Below are 17,804 nucleotides of genomic sequence, written 5' to 3' on the forward strand. Positions count from 1 at the left end.
AGCGCTCCCCACCAGCGGCGACCAGCCGATAGTTCAAAGCATAGCAACGGACTCAGGGTTTCGCGTGCTCGGCAGGTGGCGTTCGTCCACTTTCCCAACCGCCACCGAGGGCCAGGAACAACTCGATCTGGCTCATTGCGACCTGAGTGTTGGCTGACGCCAGCTGCGCGCGGACGTCGGTGTAGGCGCGGGTCGCCTGCAGGTCGGCGAGGAACGACGCGCGACCGGCGGTAAAGAAGCGATGCGTCTGGTCCGCCGCCTGTTTGGCCGACTGCTCGGCATCGGCCAGGGCATCGCGGCGGTCGAGTTGCGCGGTGTACTGGGCCAGGCTGGTCTGGGTTTCGCGGATGGCGTTGAGCACCACGCCGTCGAAATGCGCCAGGGCCCCCTGGGTACCGGCCTCGGCTTCGCGGATACGGGCGCGGGCGCCGTTGGTCGGCACGGTCCAGCTGATCGCCGGACCGAAGCCCCAGCGATTGGTCGATGGCTCGCCCAGGTCCTGCAGAATACCGACCGTGCCCACCGTGGCACCAATACTGATGTTCGGATACAGCTCGCCGGTGGCCACGCCGATACTGGCCGTTGCCGCGGCCAGCCGACGTTCGGCCTGGCGAATATCCGGACGGCGCTTGAGCAGCTCGGCACCGTCGCCCACCGGCAACAACTGGGTAATATGTGGCAGCGCGGCGCAATCGGCGACACCGGCCGGCAGTTGCTCCAGGGGTTTGGCCAGCAACATCGACAGGCGGTACAGGCCGGCCTGGCGCGCGGCCTGGTAGCGCGGCAGTTCGGCGCGCAGGGATTTGAATTGGGTCTGGGAGCGGGTGACCTGGGTTTCGTCACCGCGCCCGGCATCGCGAAGACGCTTGGTCAGCTCAGTGCTCTGGGATTGCAGTTCGAGGGACTGCTCGGCAATCTTGCGTTCTTCGTTGGCCGCACAGACCTGGGTGTAGGAGCGCACCACATCCGCCACCAGGGTGATGCGGGCCACGTCACCCGCCGCCTGGGTCGCATCGGCATTGGCTTTCGCCGCCTCGATGCCACGCTGCAGGGTGCCCCACAGGTCGAACTGATAGGACGCGGAAAGCGCGATCTCACCGATGTTGGCCACCGGGACCTTTTCCGGCAGCAGGAACGCTTGGCCGGACTCCTGCAAACGCTGGGCACCGGCTTTCACCCCGGCACTGAAACCGCCAGCCGCCTCGGCCTCTTCCACCTGGGCCCGGGCCCGCGACAGGCTTGCCGCCGCCACCCGCAAGTCGGTGTTGGAGGCCAGCGCCTGACGGACCAGCGCATCCAGGCGCGGGTCCTGGTACAAGCGCCACCAATCGGTCGGCACCGGCGCCGACACCACGTTGTCGCCTTCGCCGGCGAGCGTCCCTTGCAGGTCCTTGCGCTGCATCGCCGAATCAGCCGGCAGATGATAATCCGGACCGACCATCGAGCAGGCCGACAGCATCAGGCCCAGCCCCAGGGTCGCGACTTGCGCCAGCGCTTTCATTGCGCGGCCTCTTTCTTCGGCGCGACCTTGGCGTCATCGATGATCGACACCGTGGCCGTGCGTCCGGCGATCATGCGAAAGTCCGCCGGCACGTCGTCGAAGGCAATCCGCACCGGAATCCGCTGGGCCAGGCGCACCCAGCTGAACGCCGGGTTGACGTTGGGCAACAGGTTCGAGCCGCTGCTGCGGTCGCGGTCCTCGATCCCGGCGACGATGCTTTCGACATGCCCACGCAAGCGCGCGTTGTCGCCGATCACCCGGATATCCACGCCCTGGCCGACATGAATACCGTCGAGCTTGGTTTCCTCGAAGTAGCCGTCGATATGGAAGGAACTGCTGTCCACCACCGCCAACACTGGCCGCCCGGCGGTGACGAACTCCCGCTCACGGGGGGCGCGATCGTTGACATAGCCGTCCACCGGGCTGCGGATCACCGAGCGGTCGAGGTTCAATTGCGCGGCGTCCACCGCCACCTGGGCTTCGGTCAGGGCCAGTTCGGCACGGGCGACCCGCGACTGGCTTTCTTCCAGTTGCTCGCCGGCCACCAGGTTCCCCAGGCCACGGTTACGCTTGTTCTCGCGTTGAGCCTGGGCCAGGGTTTCCTGACGGTCGGCCACGGCGGCCTTGGCTTGGCGCAGCGCCAGCTTGAAGCGGTCCTGGTCGATGCTGAACAGCACCTGACCACGGCTCACCGGTTGGTTGTCGCGCACCTGCACCTGCTGGATCAGCCCGGACACGTCCGGGGCGATCTGCACGATATCGGCGCGGATATGCCCGTCCCGGGTCCAGGGCGCGAACATGTAGTACATCACCATGCGCCAGACCACCAGGCAGGCGAAGATCACCACCAGCAAAGTCAGGACTACACGGCCAATGGTCAAAAGAGGTTTTTTCATGTCATCAGGTATCGACTGAACGAATCCACAACGCCCAGCAACAAAGCGTAGAGACCGACGTTGAACAAGGCCCGGTGCCAGACCAGGCGGTAGAAGTGAAGGCGCGTCAACAGCCCGTGCACCACCAGGTACAGCGCATACGTAATGCCCATCAGCACCAGCAGCGTGGGCAGGAACACCCCGCTGATATCCAGGTCACCGATCATAAGGGCACCCCATTGATCCCATATGGAATACTCTCCGACTGATCGCCGCTATCGACGAACTCGACGCCAGGCAACAACGCCAGGCGCAGGCCACTCAAGGCGTGCAACAGATGCAGGCGGGTTTCGCCATCGTCCAGCCCCTGGGAACTCAGGGCCCGGCGCGTGCGGTCCAGAGTCATCAGCAAGGGCGCCGGTGCCGGCAGGCGCTCGCGGGCCTTGAGACAGGCACGAAAATACTCGCCGACCTCCTCCACCACCTGCTTGAGCAACACATTCGCCACGCCCAGTACACGAGGGGTGTAGGCCAGCAGGTCGAGCAGGTTGAGCGCGACCCGCAACTCACGCAGCGCCGCACCGGTGTCCTGGCCGGTCATGGCCAGCCGTGGCAGGTGCTGCATCAGCCGGTCGAGCATCTGTGCGCCCAGGTGCCGGTGCTCGGCCAGGGTCGCCGGCTCGGTCAGCCCGACGATGTCATGCCAACTGAAACGGGTCAGTCGCTTGGCCGCCAGCTCAGCCCCGAAGGGCCGGGCCACCAAGGTCCAGACAAAAGCGAACAGCAGGCCCACGGGACCGGCCAGGTTGGCGTTGGCGAAGTTCAGGAAGTCCGCGTCATAGGCGCCCTGGATGCTGATAAAGGACGAGGTGTTGACGATGGTCAACAAGGTTCCGAGGTAGAAACGCGGCTGCACGGTGAGGGTGCCGACGCAGATAAAGGGCACGGCGAAGGCCAGCACCAGCATCGGGAAATCGTGCAGGTTGGGCAGCACCACGAACAGGTAGAGGCTGGCGAAAATCACCGACATCGCGGTCCAGAAAAAGAATCGGTAGATCTGCGGCGCCGGATCGTCCATCGCCGCGAAAAAGCTGCAGGCGACCGCCGCGAGGATCACCGCGCTGGCACCATCGGTCCAGCCGAGCAGGATCCACAATACCGAGGCGACAATGATCGCCAGCACCGTCGAGCCCACCGAATACAGCATCAGGCCGCGATCGAGGAACGGCGTCAGGCGGCCCAGGCGCCAATGGCGGTAGACCGCATGCCAGCTGTCCTGGCTTTCGCAGCGGATGGCGTATTGCAGGCTGCGCAGGTCCTGCCACAGATCGATCCACTCGCCGAGGCGGTAGAGCGCGTTGGAGAACAGCAACTGGCGCCGGTCATCCAGCTCGACCGGGCCGGGTTGCAGGCTCTCGACCTGGGTCCGCAGGGCTTGCCAGCGTTCGAGCGGTGCGTCTTGCGTGGTGCTTTCCAGCCATTCGCGGGTGGCCACGAGCAAGGGCTCGAAACGCGCCACCAGCTCCGGCGTGCGGCGCGCCATCGCATACAGGGCGTCGTCCAGGGCATCGACCACCGGCAGCAGGTGAATCATCCGCCCGCGCAACTCCTTGGTGTTGCGCACCGTCTGTGGCCGCGCACCTTCGTGGGGTAGCTGGCCGATCATCAATTCAAGGCTGTTGAAGGTCGCCACCATCGCCGAGCGCAAAGTGCTGACTTCATCGGCCTGCACATCACGGGAAAGGAAGCGCAGGCTGTAGGTCGAAGCATCGGCGAACCACTTGCCCGCCGCGTCGATAAACACCGGGGCCAGACGCCGGGGCCAGAACATGCTGCCGACTACCGCCGCCACGACGATCCCGAGAAAGATTTCCTCGGTCCGCGACACCGCCACATCGAACACGCCGAGGGGGTTGTCGACCACCGGCAGGGCGATCATCGGCATGGTGTAGCCGGCGAGCATCAGCGCGTAGCTGTTGGCGGTGCGCAGGTGCAGCGAGAGAAACAGCAGGATGCCGGTCCAGAGCGCGACCGCCACCACCAGCAGAAAGGGGGTCTGCACGAACAGCGGGACGAACAGCACCGCCGCCGAGGCGCCGAGAAAGGTGCCGACCGCGCGGTACAGGGCCTTGGAACTGGTGGGGCCGACGAAGGGGCTGGAGACGATGTAGACGGTGGCCATGGCCCAGTACGGGCGCGGCAACTCCATCAGCATGGCGATATACAGCGCGATCATCGATGCGGCGAAGGTGCGCACGCCGTAGAACCAGTCACGGGCAGGTGGCATGCCGGTCCAGAAACCGTTCACGGGTTCGCCACTCCCAGGCTCTGCCCGGCCGCTTCGAAAGCGCGGATCACTCGCAGCGCGGCCTCCAGATCAGCCGGCGCGATGCCGTCGAGTACTTCGCCGCGCAGGCGAATCAACTGGCTTTCGATGTCATGCATCAGGCGCTCGCCGGCCTCGGTCAGGCTCAGGCATTTGGCGCGGCGGTCACTTGGGTCTTCGCTGCGCAACACATAGCCGGCATTGCACAACTGGTCGAGCAGGCGCACCAGCGACGGGCTCTCTATACCCGCTTCGTGGGCCACCGTCACCTGGCGCACGCCCGGCCCCATGCGGCCGACCAACAGCAACGGCATGGCGCAGGCTTCGGAGACCCCATAATTGACCAGCGTGGTCTGGCACACCCGGCGCCAATGGCGCGAGGCGACGACGAGGCCGGCACTGATGTGCTTGTGCAGCTGTTCGAGGTGCTTGGACACAGGGAGATTCGCATTGTTAGCTTGCTAACTATCAATATCTCGCATCAGTTGGGGCTCGTCAAGTTTTGAAGCAATTACTTCATTCGGCCGGGTGAAGGCTGGGCGGCGGAGTGGTCCGGCTGAACTCAAGCCTGGTTCACGGGTGATGAGCTGCTCGTGGAGGTAAGCCCAGTTGATGGCACGATCCATCATCTCCGGGGGTAAGCTGGCCAAAAAAGCTTTGGCGCGTCCCAGGATATCGAGGCTCAGCAAGTCTTCCGGCTCGGGAGTACGCTCTACCGTAGCGCAATAGTGCAGAGAGCCCAGGCCGTTAAAATCAACTCGCCACCGAGCATTACGCACGCTAGGGCCCGTTAAATAGTGTTTCGGGTCGAAGAGCGGAATAACACTGACTAACGCGATTAAAGCTCAGATTTTTTTATCTCTTCCCCAGATTTTTTTACATTTAGGGCATTTTCCACATTTTTTTTACACCCCTCTCCCCTTCCTCAACAACACATCCAACTGATCCACCACTTCCGCCCAGTCGGCATCGTCGAGAATCTCGTCACGCAGAAAGTCCGCCTGGCTCTTGCTCCAGAAAAACGCGTCGGCCAGGTGCAACTCCGGCTTGAGCGGCGAATGAGTGGCGATAAAACGATCAATGCTGACGGGGTCGTCGGGCAGGCCCAATTGCTTGAACAGGGACGGCAGGCTGTGGTCAGGTGATTCCATTGGGCTCTCCGGTATAAGGAAAATGGCGGTGCGGGTCAGACAGTTTCGCGAGCAACCGCGTTCCCGCCGTGAAGCACCGCGTGAGTAGCAAACAGGCAGTGCACGGGCCTCAGTGGCAGACCTCGCACACCTCGGCATGGGGCACCAGTTTCAGGTACTGGTCCATCTGCATATGCACCAGGTTGTGGTGATTGCCGGCTTCCAGGTAGATGTCCTGCTGACGGGTCAGCAACGGGTCGACCACCATCCTCAAGCCGTAGGACTCGCCCAGCGCCGGCACGGCACCGCGTTCGCAATCCTGGAACAGATAGGCCAGGGTGCTTTCCCGGGTGATCTGCCAGGTACTGGCGCCACGGACCTTGCTCAGGTCCAGGTGCTGGCTGGCGGGCAGGACCGCCATCAGGTAGTGGCCGTGCTGGTCGTCGAGGACCACCGACTTGGCCATGCGCTCGGCCGGGATCCCCGCCAGGCGGGCAGTTTCCAGGCTGCTGGACGAATGCGGATGAGCGACGATGTCGAATTCGCAACGCGCCTGCTCCAGGCTGCGCTGCACGGTTTTTGCCATACGCATGATGCACCTCCGAGCCCTGTCGAATGCCCCAGGGCGATGGGTTTGCTGTATTCCCTGGGTAAGAGTCTAGGCAGTTCACCGGGGGACGTCGGGTTAACCTCAGTAACCGTTCTCGCTATCACGGGGCCTCGATAGTCGAGTCGGATCTAAAAGCTTCGCGGGCAAGCCCCGCTCCTACATAACAGCGCCATACCCGAATGGTGTGTACGCCTCAAACCTGTAGGAGCTGGCTTGCCGGCGATGAGGCCCGTCAGTCTTGCATCGCCTGGTCGACCACCATCGCCAGCAAGCCGGCTGCCACAAGGACCCTGTTGGCCGGAGTTGCAAGGTCGGGATCGAGGTAGCATCGACGGGTCCAGGAGAGCTGTGAGCCCGTGTTTATCCGGCGGGGCGCCGCCACTCGACTAAGCTTTTAGGTGGGGATGACGAAACTCGCGGAGAATTCAAGTGAGCAGTCGTTGCTGGTGGGCCTGGTTGTTGTTCGGGTGGCTGATCGTCTGGCCCGTGGGGCCCCAACTTGCCGAAGGCGCCGACTCCGTCGTGACCCTGCTCGTGCTGCCCATCGGCGACTCCGGTTCCGGGCTGATCCTGCTGGGTATCGCCCTGATCGTCGCCGAAGCCCTGGTGCCCAGCTACGGTGCGATCGGCGCCAGCGGTCTGGTCGCGGTGGTGGTCGGTATGCTGGTCCTGTTCAACCCACAACTGTTTGACGATAACACCGCCCAGCCGTTGAAAATCAGTCTGATGCTCATCGGCATACTCTTGCTCATCGGCGTGATCGGCGCCGCACTCAAGGCCCATCGACGTCAGGTGGTCAGCGGCGATGCCGGGCTGGAAGGCAGCCTGACGCCCATCACCACCCTGAAAGCCGGTGATGCCTACGCCGGTTGGGTGCGCTTGCAAGGCGAAAACTGGCAGGTCCTGAGCCCCACACCGCTGCATCCCGGCCAACAGGTACGGGTTATTGCGCGCAAGGGCCTGCTGTTGGAAGTGCAAGCCGTTGACGACCCACCTAGGCGAGGAGATTGATTATGGTCCTGCAATTGGGTTCCGGCGCGCTGCTCGCGTTCCTGCTGCTGATGCTGGCGGCCTCGACCTTTCGTATCCTGCGTGAATACGAACGCGGTGTGGTGTTCCAGCTCGGACGCTTCTGGCAGGTCAAGGGACCCGGGCTGATCATATTGATTCCGCTGGTGCAGCAGATGGTCCGGGTGGACCTGCGTACCGTGGTCCACGATGTGCCGCCGCAAGATGTGATCACCCGCGACAACGTCTCGGTGAAGGTCAATGCGGTGCTGTATTTCCGCGTGCTCGATCCGCAGAAGGCGATTATCCAGGTAGAAAACTTTCTCGCCGCCACCAGCCAGCTGGCCCAGACGACGCTGCGCGCGGTACTCGGCAAGCACGAACTGGATGAGCTGCTGGCCGAGCGGGAAAAACTCAATTCCGATGTCCAGCAGGTGCTGGATGCCCAGACCGATGCCTGGGGGATCAAGGTCGCCAACGTCGAGATCAAGCACGTCGACCTCAACGAGTCGATGATCCGCGCCATCGCCAAGCAGGCCGAGGCCGAACGGGAACGGCGGGCCAAGGTGATTCACGCCGAAGGGGAATTGCAGGCTTCCGAGAAGCTGATGCAGGCCGCCGAAATGCTCGGGCGTCAGCCAGGGGCCATGCAGCTGCGTTATATGCAGACGCTGTCGTCGATTGCCGGGGACAAGAGTTCGACCATCGTGTTTCCGCTGCCCATCGAGTTGTTGAAGGGCATGGCCGATCTGTCACCGAAAGATAAAACCTGATGCCGTTCTCTGTGGGCGCTGGCTTGCCGGCTCCCAGCCATGCCACAAATTATCGTCATGCCCAAAACCCTGTAGGAGCTGGCTTGCCGGCGATGAGACCCTTGAGCCTTACGGCGCCCCTCCGGACGCCATCGCCGGCAAGCCAGCGCCCACAAATCCGCGTCAGCGTTGGCGGCCATTGCGCGCAAGCTGGCGGTGGCCGGCGGCGCCTGGAGGATTGCGTTCCGCGCGCAAGGCTTCCAGTGCCTGATAAGGGGCTCCGGCCCACAACGCCACCCGTTCCTTGAGCCACTCGGAGGCTTCCCGATGCTTGTCCTGGCTGTCCGGCACAAACACTTGGTCCGGCTGCTTGGCGTGCTGTCGGGCGACCGCAAACACCTGGCTGCGCTGCCGGTCGTCGAGCCCGAAGAACTCACCCAGATGCCCCGCCAACGCCCCCGGCAGCTCGTTGTAATTGACCGGTAAACCGCCAAAAGCAAGACAGTGTTCCCAACCCTGCTGGAGGATCCGCCCGAGGCGCGCGGCGATGTAGTCCTCCCGCGAGTCGTCCTGCCCCGGGGTGTCCAACGAGCTGCCGCCAATCATCCCCGGCACCATGTGCAGCCCGGACCGCCGCAAATGGGACACGGCGATTTCCAGCGGATCGCGGTACAGGAACAACCAGGGCGTCTCGGGAAAACACTCGCGCAGCAGGGGCAACTCGCCGATATTCCAGGCGTCCAGCTTGATCACCAATGCCTGTTCGCCACCACACCGCCGCTGCCCATAGGCCGCCAGCAAACCCTGCAGGGCCGCGCGCCGTTCCTGCGGATCGAGCTCGTCGCGCAACAAGCGGTCGAGCGGTGGCGGCTCGCTGATCACGATATGGCTGTCCAGCTGCGCCAGCATCTGGCCGATCAGCGTCGAACCGCACCGCGAGGCGTGATAGATGAACGCGCTCGGCGCCACCGCCGGCACCTGCCATTCACTGAGCACCGCCAGTGGCGTCTCACGTCGGAAGACCTGATTGAACGGCAGTTGCAGGGCCTCCTCCACCGAGTCGCCAAAGAACGGCTGATCCAGCCGGCGCCCGCCGAACCAGCACCAGTCGACGCGCCAATAGACGTCTTCGCGCCAGACGCGAATCGGCAACCAGTCCTTCAGGCCGTCCATGGCGGATTCCAGCTGCGGCGGCCACGGCTCATGGCCGCGCGCAGATCCTCACGGGCGAAATGCAGGCCATGGGCGGCGGCGCGCTCCAGGGTCCAGACGATAAAGGCTTCGCTGTCGGTGTGCGCCTGCAGTTCCCGGCACAGTTGCGGGTCACGCTCCAGCCATTGGCGAAACTGTTCGAGCGCCACGGCGGCCCGACCCAGGCCGGGCGTCGGAGTGCTCGGCAGGCCCGCGGCGATCTGCTCTTCCAGCCAGGCACTCGGACGACAGTCGAGTACCAGGTGGACCCTCTCGTGATCGCCCCAGTTGTCGACACTGTGGGGCCGCGCCAAATCGAGAAACCAGCATTCCCCGGCCTTCATGGGGATGCGCTGCCCATCGAGCATGAACTCCACGTCGGGAGGGCTGAGCAAGGGAATATGCAGGCGCCGATCGGCGTCCGGGGGACTGAGGTCGTAATCGCGGTGTTCATGAATCCGCCCGCCCGGCCCCAGCCGCAACAGCCGCGCCGAGCGGATTTCCAACGGCAGCCCCTGCAAGCCATAGGACCAACGCGGGTCTTCCAGCCAAGGCTTGCGTGCAACCGCCTTACCCTTGCCCGGCGCCAGTTCGCCCGGGGCATCGTTGGCGGACACCAGCGCCACCCCGCTCCACTCGCCAGTGAAGTAATCGCGATTGAAATGCGCCACCCAGGCGCTATCGCCCAACTGTGCCAGGGCCTGGCGCAGCAGTGGCAAGTCCACGGCGACCGGCAGGCGGGAAAACGCCGGCCGGCTCAGGGGATCACTCCGCCCGCGCGCACCCCGTCGAGCCACTGCCCGGCACCGGCCGCGCGGCGGTCATTTGGCCTGGGCATGGCTCACAGGCTCATCAATCTTGCCCGCGGCCCATTCGGACTCGCGCGTGGCCAGGGCCCCGGCAATCGACTGGATCTTGGTCGAAGACACTTCCGCCGGCAGCGGATCGAGCCCGGCGCTGGCAAAGATCTGCCCGTAGGCGTTGCGCAGGTCGGCATAGGCCAAGTCGCGCCGCAGGTCGGCCTGCAAGGTGTTGAGCTCGCCCTGGATCAGGTCCAGTTCACCGAGCCCCGCCGCCTTGTAGCGGTTGCGCAGTTGACCGGCGATCTGCCCGTCGATGTTCGACAGTTGCTGGCTGGTCTTGAACTGACGCAGCGCTTCATTGAAGTTGGCATTGGCCACGTAGAGCTGGGCCAGCACCGCGATGGACATGGCCTGACGGCGTGCCGTGGCGACTTCCTCACCAGCCTTGGCCACATCGATGGCCGCCGGCGCGGAAATCACGTTGAACAGGTTCCAGGTGACTTTGACACCGTAGTCGGCCCACTTGTCGTTGACCAGGAAGGAGTTGCTGTCGTAATGGCCGCCGGCGGAGAACTCCAGGCCCGGCAGCAGGCGCAGCATGGCCTTGCGGGTTTCGTTGGCGCTGATGCGGGTCTGGTAGTCCTGCTCGCGCAGTTCCGGACGGTTGGTCAGGGCCTCCTCTTCCAGCTTGCCCATGTCGACCTTGAGTTCCGGGATCTCGTAGTTGTCCGGGGTCGCCAGGGTCAGCTCGGTGCCCATGGGCAGGTTGATCAGGGTCGCCAGTTCGGTCTTGGCCAGGGTCAGGGCCTTGCGCTGCTCTTCCAATTGGCGCGTGGCGACGATCAAAGCGCGCTGGTAACCCAGGGCCTGGATCGGATCGCCAATCCGCTGGTCGCTCATTTTCTCGCTGTTACCCTGGGCCTGCTCGACCCGCGCCATCAGTGCGTCGATCTGCTTGAGCAGGCGCTCGGCGGCCACGGCGCGCCAGTAGGCCGAACGCACGTCCTGGACGATGGTGTTGACCACCTTGCGCCGGCGCTCCTGGACGATCAAGCGTTGGTCGCCCTGTTGCTTGGCGTTGATGTAGCTTACGCCGAAGTCGAGCACGTTCCAGACCATGGTCAGGTCGCCGACACGACGGTCGCGGTCCTGGGAGGTCGAAGGTACCAGCGACTGCTCACCGGTCTGGACGTTCTGGCTGCTGGAGGCGCTGACGTTATTACGCCCGGCATAGCCGGCGGACAGCGCCATGCGCGGCAACATGTCGAAGCTGGCGAGGTCGAGCTGACGCTTGGCCAGGGCCTCTTCCATGATCTTGAGCCGGCCTTCGAGGTTGTACTTCACCGCGCGGGCCATGGCCTCGTGCAAGGTCAGCGGGCCGCTCAGCGGCTCCTGATCCTTGAACATGGTCTGCATATCGCTCTTGGCGCGTTGTTCGCTGACGCTACGATCGATCGGCTGGCTGGTGACGGCACAACCACTGACTACCAGCGCCAAGACACTGACGCTGAACAACCTATGACTTCTTCTCATCCCTAGCACCGCCCCTGACTAGCACATTCTTTTTTATAGGCGCCGACAACCGCCGACGCAGATTCCCAATCTTGTTCAGGCCGACATTTCGCTGATGCCGACCTGCTCCAACGCCCAGGCTAGTTCATGCAGCTGTTTCTGCTCACCGTCTTTGATCTTCTGCAATTGCTGCCCCAGGGTCGGCGCGCCGAAAATGCCGCGCACGCCCTGGGCCGGATCGCCCAGGCCCTTGCCATTACGGTCGAAGACCTGGCTGGTGGAGCTATCGCTGTTGCCCGACTCGTGGTGGAAAATGCTCGACATAGTACTGCTGCCGAACACCCCGCCATCACCGCCGCCAAAACCGAGAAAACCACTGGTGCTGCCGCTGGCACTGTTATCGGTGCTGAACACCTGGGCGATAAAACTCGGCGCCAGCGCGTTCTGGTTGATGAAGATATTGCCCACTGGCGGCAAACCGTCGCCCGAGGTGCGCTGTTCAAACAACGGCGGGAAGCCCAGCGGCGAGCCGAGGCCGCCGGTCGGCGTGATGCTGATCTGTGGCTGCAACGGCTGGTTCGGCACATCCGGCCGCGCCACCGGCGTGTCGACGCGGAACTGCGGATCGCCACCCAACGCCACGGTGTTGACCGCGAAGTTGTTGGAGTTGGCGAAGCCGGTCCCGGCGTTGCCGGCCAGGTCGGTGACCAGGCTGTTGTCCAGGGTGATGAAGTTGCTCGGGTCGGTGATGTTCGCCGTCGGCGTCAGGGTCGCGGTCCAGGTCTTGCCGCCGTCGGCGCTGGCCAGGTTGGACAGCACGCCATTGGCCACGCTCAGCTCAGCGAGGTTGAAATTGCTGACCTTCTCGCTGAAGGTGAAGGTCACCACGGTGGTCTGGCCGGCGGTCAGGTTCGGGTTGGCGACGCTGATGGTCGCCGTCGGCCGGTCGGCATCGACTGAGTAGTTGTTGGAAATCGCGATGCTCGCTCCGGCATTGCCCGCGGTATCGTTGACCAGGCTGGTGTCCAGCACGATCAGGTTGGTGGCATCGGTGATGGCTGCCGTCGGGGTCAGGGTCGCGGTCCAGGTCTTGCCGCCATCGGCGCTGGCCAGGTTGGACAGCGTGCCGTTGGCGACGCTGAGCTCGGACAGGTTGAAACCGGTCACCACTTCGCTGAAGGCGATGGTTACGGTGGTGGTCTGGCCGATGCCCAGGTTGTTGTTGGCCACGGAGATGGTCGCGGTCGGACGCTGGGTGTCGATGCTGTAGTTGTTGGAGTCGGTGACACCGCTGCCGGCGTTGCCCGAGGCGTTCGCCACGAGAGTGTTGTTCAGCTCGATCAGGTTGCTGCTGTTGGTGATGTTGCTGGTCGGGGTGAAGGTCGCCGTCCAGGTGATGCCGCCATCGCTGGTGGTGACGCCGGTCAAGGTGCCGTTGCTGATCGTCAGGTCGGCGTTGCTGAAGCCGGTCACGGCTTCGCTGAAGGTGATGGTCACCAGCGAGGTGTCACCGACCTTCAGGGCGTTATCCGCTACCACGATGGTTGCGGTCGGACGCACCGTATCAATGGTGAAGTTGCCTGAGTTGGTGATACCGGCGCCGGCGTTGCCCGCCAGGTCCGTATAGCCTGCATTGTTCAGGCTGATCAGGTTGGTGCTGTCGTGGATGTTGGCGGTCGGGGTGAAGGTCGCCGTCCAGGTCACGCCACCGTCGCTGGTGCTCACCGCACTCAGGGTACCGTTGGGCACGCTCAGGTCGCTGTTGTCGAAACCGGTCACCGCCTCGCTGAAGGTGATGGTCACCAGTGAGGTCTGTCCGACGAGCAGGCTCGGGCTGGCCACCACGATGGTCGCGGTTGGCCGCACGCTGTCGATATTATAGGCGTTCGAGCTGATGGTCCCGGTGCCGTTGTTGCCCGCGATGTCGGTCACCGTGCTGTTGTCCAGGACAATGTGATTGTTGTTCTGGGTGATACCCGCCACCGGTGTCAGGGTCGCGGTATAGGTGATGTTGTCGCTGGTGCTCAGGCCGCTCAGGGTGCCGTTGTCGGTGGTCAGGTCGGCCAGGCTGACGCCAGTCACCGCTTCACTGAAAGTGATGGTCACCAGGGACGTACCGCCGATACCCAGGTGGTCGTTCGTCACCACCACGGTGGCGGTCGGTCGCTGAGTATCGATGGCGTAGTTGTTGGACACGCTGCTGCCGCTGCCGACATTGCCCGAAACGGCCGCCTGGACGCCGGTGTTGTCCAGGGTGATCTGGTCACTGGCGTCGGTGATGCCCGCCGTCGGGGTGAAAGTGGCAGTCCAGGTGATACCGCCATCGCTGCTGTGCACCGCGCTCAGGGTGCCGCTGGTGATCGACAGGTCGGCATTGCTGAAACCGCTCACCGCCTCGTTGAAGGTGATGGTCACCAGCGAGGTGTCGCCGATCTTCATTGCCGGGTTCGCCATCACGATGGTCGCGGTCGGCTGCACGGTGTCGATAGTGAAGTTCGCCGAGTTGGTGATGCCCGTGCCGGCGTTGCCGGCCTGGTCAGCGATACCGGCATTGGCCAGGGTGATGATGTTGGTCGCGCTGTTGGTGTTCGTGCCTGGCGTGAAGGTCGCGGTCCAGGTGATACCGCCGTCACTGGTGCTCACCGCGCTCAGGGTGCCATTGGCGATGGTCAGGTCGGCATTGGTGAACCCGGTCACCGCTTCGCTGAAGGTGATGGTTACCAGCGAGGTTTCACCAGCGGTGAGCGTCGGATCGGCGACGACGATGGTCGCGGTCGGGCGCTGGGTGTCGATGGCGTAGTTGTTGGAGTCGGTGGTCCCGGTGCCGATGTTGCCGCTGGTGTCGCTATAGGCGGTATTGTCCAGGGTGATGACATTGATGGTGCTGGTGATGCTCGCATTCGGGGTGAAGGTCGCGATCCAGGTCACGCCACCGTCGCTGCTGCTCACCGCGCTCAGGGTGCCGTTGGACACCGTCAGGTCGGCATTGGTGAAACCGACCACGGCTTCCGAGAAGGTAATGGTCACCTGCGAGGTCTGGCCAATGATCAGGGAGTTGTTCGCAACCACCACGGTCGCGGTCGGACGCACGCCGTCGATGGCCACGTTGTTCGACGTGGTGCTGCCGCTGCCGGCGTTGCCCGCCAGGTCCTGGACCCCGGTGTTGTCCAGGGTGATGTGGTTGCTCGCGCTGACGATACTCGCCGTCGGGGTGAAGGTCGCGGTCCAGGTCACGCCGCCGTCACTGGTCTGCACCGCGCTCAGGGTGCCATTGGACACCGTCAGGTCGGCGTTGGTGAAACCGGTCACGGCTTCGCTGAAGGTGATGGTCACCAGCGAGGTCTGGCCGATGCCCAGGTTGGTGTTGGCGAACACGACGGTGGCGTTCGGCCGCTGGGTATCGACGGCATAGGTGTTGGAGTTGGTGGTACCACTGCCGGCGTTGCCCGCGCCATCACTGACCGCGGTGTTGTTCAGGGCGATGACGTCGCCGGTATGGGTGACCCCAGGGGTTGCCGTCAGAGTTGCGGTCCAGGTGGTACCGCCGTCGCTGCTGCTCAAGTTGCTCAGGGCGCCGTCGGCGACCGTGAAGGCGCCGGCGGTGAGCCCGGTGACCGCCTCGCTGAAGGTGATGGTCACCAGCGACGTGTTACCGCTGATGTTCAGTGCTGTATCGGACACCACGATGTTCGCGGTCGGCCGCACGGTGTCGACCGCATAGGTGTTGGACGTGGTCGTGCCGGTACCGGCGTTGGTCGCGGTATCGGTATAGAGGGTGTTGTCCAGGGTGATGACGTTGCCGCTGCTGTTGTTGCTGGCGCTCGGCGTCAGGGTCGCGGTCCAGTGGATATTGTCGCTGGTGGTCAGGTTGCTCAGGGTACCATTGGACGCCGTCATGTCGGCCAGGCTGAAACCGCTCACCGCTTCGCTGAAGGTAATGTTCACCGTCGAGTTGACCGTGGTGCTCAGCGTAGGCGCAACCACCGAGACGGTCGCGGTCGGGCGCACGGTATCGATGGCGTAGTTGTTGGACGAGGTGGTGCCGGTTCCCGGTGTACCCGTCGACGTGGCGGTGACGCCAGCATTGTCGAGGACGATGTTGTTGGTGGCGCTGGTGACACTCGAGTTCGGTGTAAAGGTCGCGGTGTAGGTGATGTTATCGCTGGTATTCAGGGTGCCCAGGGTACCGTTGGCAATCGTCAGGTCGGCGCTGGTAAAGCCGGTCACTGCCTGGTTGAAGGTAATGGTCACCAGCGAAGTGCTGCCGATATGCTGCGAGGTGTTGGTGACCACGATGGTTGCGGTCGGTGCCGGCGCATAGGCGGTGTTGAGCGTACCGCCGTCGTTGAAGATATTGTTCACCGCCGCCACGCTGGCGCCGGTGCTGCCGCCGCCCAGTGCCGGACCACCGGAGCCGCTGCCACCGACGTTGCCGGTCATCGCCGCGAAGTTGGCGGCGGTCATCAACAACGTGCCTTTGTTCCAGATCGCGCCGACGCCTTTGCCGGCCGCGCCACCGGAGTCGGCGGAGCCGCCCAGGCCACCGCCACCGCCACCACCGCCGCCAGCCGCGATGTTGCTGGAAATCACTGAAGTACCGACGATCGTCAGGGTACCGGTGCTGGCGTTGTAGATACCGCCGCTGGCCGATGCGCCGGCCCGGCCAGGCTTGTCCCAACCGGAGCCACCACCACCACCGCCAATCGAGATGGTGCCGTTGTTCGCCGTGCCACCGTTACCGCCGCTACTGTAGTTGGCGGCGCCTATACCGCCCGCGCCGCCGGTGCTGCTCCCCCCCTTGCCACCCATGTAGCTGGGGTTGTAGCCGCCGCCGGTACCACCATGGTTGGCGGTGCCGGAGGTACCGCCATAGACCCCCGTACCGAAGCCCGAGCTACCACCATGACCCCCATTTTGTCCGCCAAGAGCACCACCGCCGCCGCCGCCGCCACCAACCGCGCCGCCGACGTAGGGCGCCGTGACCCCGCCGCCGCCGCCGCCGCCCGAGGCCGCGTTGCTGGTCACCGTGACATTGTTCAGGGTCAGGTTACCGGCGTTGACAATACCGCCGCCCATCGCCGCGGTGCCGTCGACCCCGGCCGCCGCGCCATCGCCCACCGCCAACCCCTGGGTAATGACCAGCCCGTCCAGGGTCGCGGTGATCCCGGAATTGACCATGAGCACCTGGGTCTTGTATTGCCCGCTGAGGGTCACATCGGGTGTGCCGTTGTGGTCCAGGTCGCCTTCGATGGTGAGGTTCTTGCTGATGACCAGTTGCGAATTCAGATTGACCGTCATGCTGGCGTTGAAGGTAATGATATCGCCCGCCACCGCATTGCTCAGGGCCGCACGCAGTGAGCCGACGCCACTATCAAGGGTATTGGTCACCGTAATGGTCGACAGGCCGTACTGGTACGCAGCCATGGCATCGGCCGAGAGCACATTGTGGCTTTCGATGACCCCGGTGGAAATTTCCAGGGTCCAGTCGCCGCCCAGGCCGGTGCGGTTGGTCGACGCGGCGATATCGCGCCCGGTGTATTGCGCCAGGGAGTCGACAAAGCCGAGGCCGGTGGCGCCTTCGGCGGTATTACAGGCGTAGATCAGGATATCGCCGCCGACATTCATGTCATTGCCGATGCGCGCCAGCACGTCGGCCCGCGCCGCGACGTTAGTCGACGATAGATAGGTGCTGCCCAGCCACAGGTCGCCCGAATTGCCGTGGGCGATGATTTCCACGGTGCTCACACCCTGGTGGGTGTCCAGGTAATCGGCGATCTGTTGCAGGCCATCCTTGCCGGCCTGCAGCACCACCACCTGGGTGCCGGGGGCGACGCCCTTGAGCAGGGCACTGAAATCCTGTACCCGCGAGTCGACGAAGACCACCGACTGGCCAGGTACAGCGGCCGGCGCCGGGGTCGGCGTGGCATCGGATTGCGGGTGGGCATCGGCGGGCGCGGTCGCATGATCGGTGGCCGGTGCCTTCGCCGCATCGGTGGTGGCGTGGTTGGCCGGCTGCGCGGCCTCGACCACGGTGGCCGCCACGGCGCCGTCAAACAGCATGCGCGGCTCAAGCGGGATGATCATGGGTGAAACCAG

The 17,804-nt window shown here is 64.2% G+C and carries 13 protein-coding genes and 1 pseudogene; 2 read left to right on the plus strand and 12 right to left on the minus strand.

Annotated features, from left to right (window positions below; translation table 11 throughout):
- Positions 1–52: 52 nt before the first annotated feature.
- The 8 genes and pseudogenes from AC07VG_RS26045 to AC07VG_RS26080 all read right to left on the minus strand — a co-directional run bounded on the left by AC07VG_RS26045 (position 53) and on the right by AC07VG_RS26080 (position 6,424).
- Complete coding sequence (locus tag AC07VG_RS26045; RefSeq protein ID WP_495022141.1) at positions 53–1,501, minus strand: efflux transporter outer membrane subunit; 1,449 nt, start codon at positions 1,499–1,501, stop codon at positions 53–55.
- Complete coding sequence (locus tag AC07VG_RS26050) at positions 1,498–2,397, minus strand: efflux RND transporter periplasmic adaptor subunit (protein ID WP_495003004.1); 900 nt, start codon at positions 2,395–2,397, stop codon at positions 1,498–1,500. The genes AC07VG_RS26045 and AC07VG_RS26050 overlap by 4 nt, the downstream gene beginning before the upstream one ends.
- Positions 2,394–2,603: a DUF1656 domain-containing protein gene (locus AC07VG_RS26055; protein WP_040071952.1), complete on the minus strand. Its 210-nt coding sequence runs from the start codon at positions 2,601–2,603 to the stop codon at positions 2,394–2,396. The genes AC07VG_RS26050 and AC07VG_RS26055 overlap by 4 nt, the downstream gene beginning before the upstream one ends.
- Complete coding sequence (locus AC07VG_RS26060) at positions 2,600–4,684, minus strand: FUSC family protein (protein WP_495022142.1); 2,085 nt, start codon at positions 4,682–4,684, stop codon at positions 2,600–2,602. The genes AC07VG_RS26055 and AC07VG_RS26060 overlap by 4 nt, the downstream gene beginning before the upstream one ends.
- Positions 4,681–5,139, minus strand: coding sequence for a MarR family winged helix-turn-helix transcriptional regulator (locus tag AC07VG_RS26065; protein WP_495003002.1), 459 nt, complete (start codon positions 5,137–5,139; stop codon positions 4,681–4,683). Before AC07VG_RS26065 ends, AC07VG_RS26060 begins: the two co-directional genes overlap by 4 nt.
- A gap of 153 nt (positions 5,140–5,292) precedes the next feature.
- Positions 5,293–5,517 (minus strand): annotated as a pseudogene (locus tag AC07VG_RS26070) (Fic family protein); the annotation flags it as partial.
- Between the two features lie 90 nt (positions 5,518–5,607).
- Positions 5,608–5,853 (minus strand): DUF2789 domain-containing protein, encoded by a 246-nt coding sequence (locus AC07VG_RS26075; RefSeq protein WP_177091233.1) that lies wholly within the window; start codon positions 5,851–5,853, stop codon positions 5,608–5,610.
- A gap of 109 nt (positions 5,854–5,962) precedes the next feature.
- Positions 5,963–6,424, minus strand: a complete 462-nt coding sequence (locus tag AC07VG_RS26080) for an aminoacyl-tRNA deacylase (RefSeq protein ID WP_495003001.1) — start codon at positions 6,422–6,424, stop codon at positions 5,963–5,965.
- A gap of 447 nt (positions 6,425–6,871) precedes the next feature.
- On the opposite strand from AC07VG_RS26080, the gene AC07VG_RS26085 reads away from it, so the two are divergent.
- Positions 6,872–7,453, plus strand: a complete 582-nt coding sequence (locus AC07VG_RS26085; protein ID WP_495003000.1) for an NfeD family protein — start codon at positions 6,872–6,874, stop codon at positions 7,451–7,453.
- A gap of 2 nt (positions 7,454–7,455) precedes the next feature.
- Positions 7,456–8,223 carry a slipin family protein gene (locus AC07VG_RS26090; RefSeq protein ID WP_495002999.1) on the plus strand — a complete coding sequence of 256 codons (768 nt, stop codon included), beginning with the start codon at positions 7,456–7,458 and terminating at the stop codon, positions 8,221–8,223.
- 162 nt (positions 8,224–8,385) lie between these two features.
- Here the strand turns inward: AC07VG_RS26090 and AC07VG_RS26095 are convergent, their stop codons facing one another.
- From AC07VG_RS26095 to AC07VG_RS26110, 4 genes are all read right to left on the minus strand, one after another.
- Complete coding sequence (locus tag AC07VG_RS26095) at positions 8,386–9,375, minus strand: sulfotransferase family protein (protein WP_495002998.1); 990 nt, start codon at positions 9,373–9,375, stop codon at positions 8,386–8,388.
- Complete coding sequence (locus AC07VG_RS26100; protein WP_495022154.1) at positions 9,363–10,154, minus strand: aspartyl/asparaginyl beta-hydroxylase domain-containing protein; 792 nt, start codon at positions 10,152–10,154, stop codon at positions 9,363–9,365. The genes AC07VG_RS26095 and AC07VG_RS26100 overlap by 13 nt, the downstream gene beginning before the upstream one ends.
- Positions 10,155–10,214: 60 nt before the next feature.
- Complete coding sequence (locus AC07VG_RS26105; RefSeq protein WP_495002997.1) at positions 10,215–11,729, minus strand: TolC family protein; 1,515 nt, start codon at positions 11,727–11,729, stop codon at positions 10,215–10,217.
- A 75-nt stretch (positions 11,730–11,804) separates the two neighbouring features.
- Positions 11,805–17,792 carry an Ig-like domain-containing protein gene (locus AC07VG_RS26110; protein WP_495022143.1) on the minus strand — a complete coding sequence of 1,996 codons (5,988 nt, stop codon included), beginning with the start codon at positions 17,790–17,792 and terminating at the stop codon, positions 11,805–11,807.
- Positions 17,793–17,804: the final 12 nt, after the last annotated feature.

The sequence above is a fragment of the Pseudomonas sp. GW821-FHT03C07 genome, assembly GCF_059420925.1.

Excerpts from the sequence above, each read along its gene's own strand:
- AC07VG_RS26080 (WP_495003001.1), bottom strand. The coding sequence starts at position 6,424 with ATGCGTATGGCAAAAACCGTGCAGCGCAGCCTGGAGCAGGCGCGTTGC.
- AC07VG_RS26110 (WP_495022143.1), bottom strand. The coding sequence starts at position 17,792 with ATGATCATCCCGCTTGAGCCGCGCATGCTGTTTGACGGCGCCGTGGCG.
- AC07VG_RS26090 (WP_495002999.1), top strand. The coding sequence starts at position 7,456 with ATGGTCCTGCAATTGGGTTCCGGCGCGCTGCTCGCGTTCCTGCTGCTG.
- AC07VG_RS26055 (WP_040071952.1), bottom strand. The coding sequence starts at position 2,603 with ATGATCGGTGACCTGGATATCAGCGGGGTGTTCCTGCCCACGCTGCTG.
- AC07VG_RS26075 (WP_177091233.1), bottom strand. The coding sequence starts at position 5,853 with ATGGAATCACCTGACCACAGCCTGCCGTCCCTGTTCAAGCAATTGGGC.
- AC07VG_RS26045 (WP_495022141.1), bottom strand. The coding sequence starts at position 1,501 with ATGAAAGCGCTGGCGCAAGTCGCGACCCTGGGGCTGGGCCTGATGCTG.
- AC07VG_RS26105 (WP_495002997.1), bottom strand. The coding sequence starts at position 11,729 with ATGAGAAGAAGTCATAGGTTGTTCAGCGTCAGTGTCTTGGCGCTGGTA.
- AC07VG_RS26050 (WP_495003004.1), bottom strand. The coding sequence starts at position 2,397 with ATGAAAAAACCTCTTTTGACCATTGGCCGTGTAGTCCTGACTTTGCTG.
- AC07VG_RS26095 (WP_495002998.1), bottom strand. The coding sequence starts at position 9,375 with ATGGACGGCCTGAAGGACTGGTTGCCGATTCGCGTCTGGCGCGAAGAC.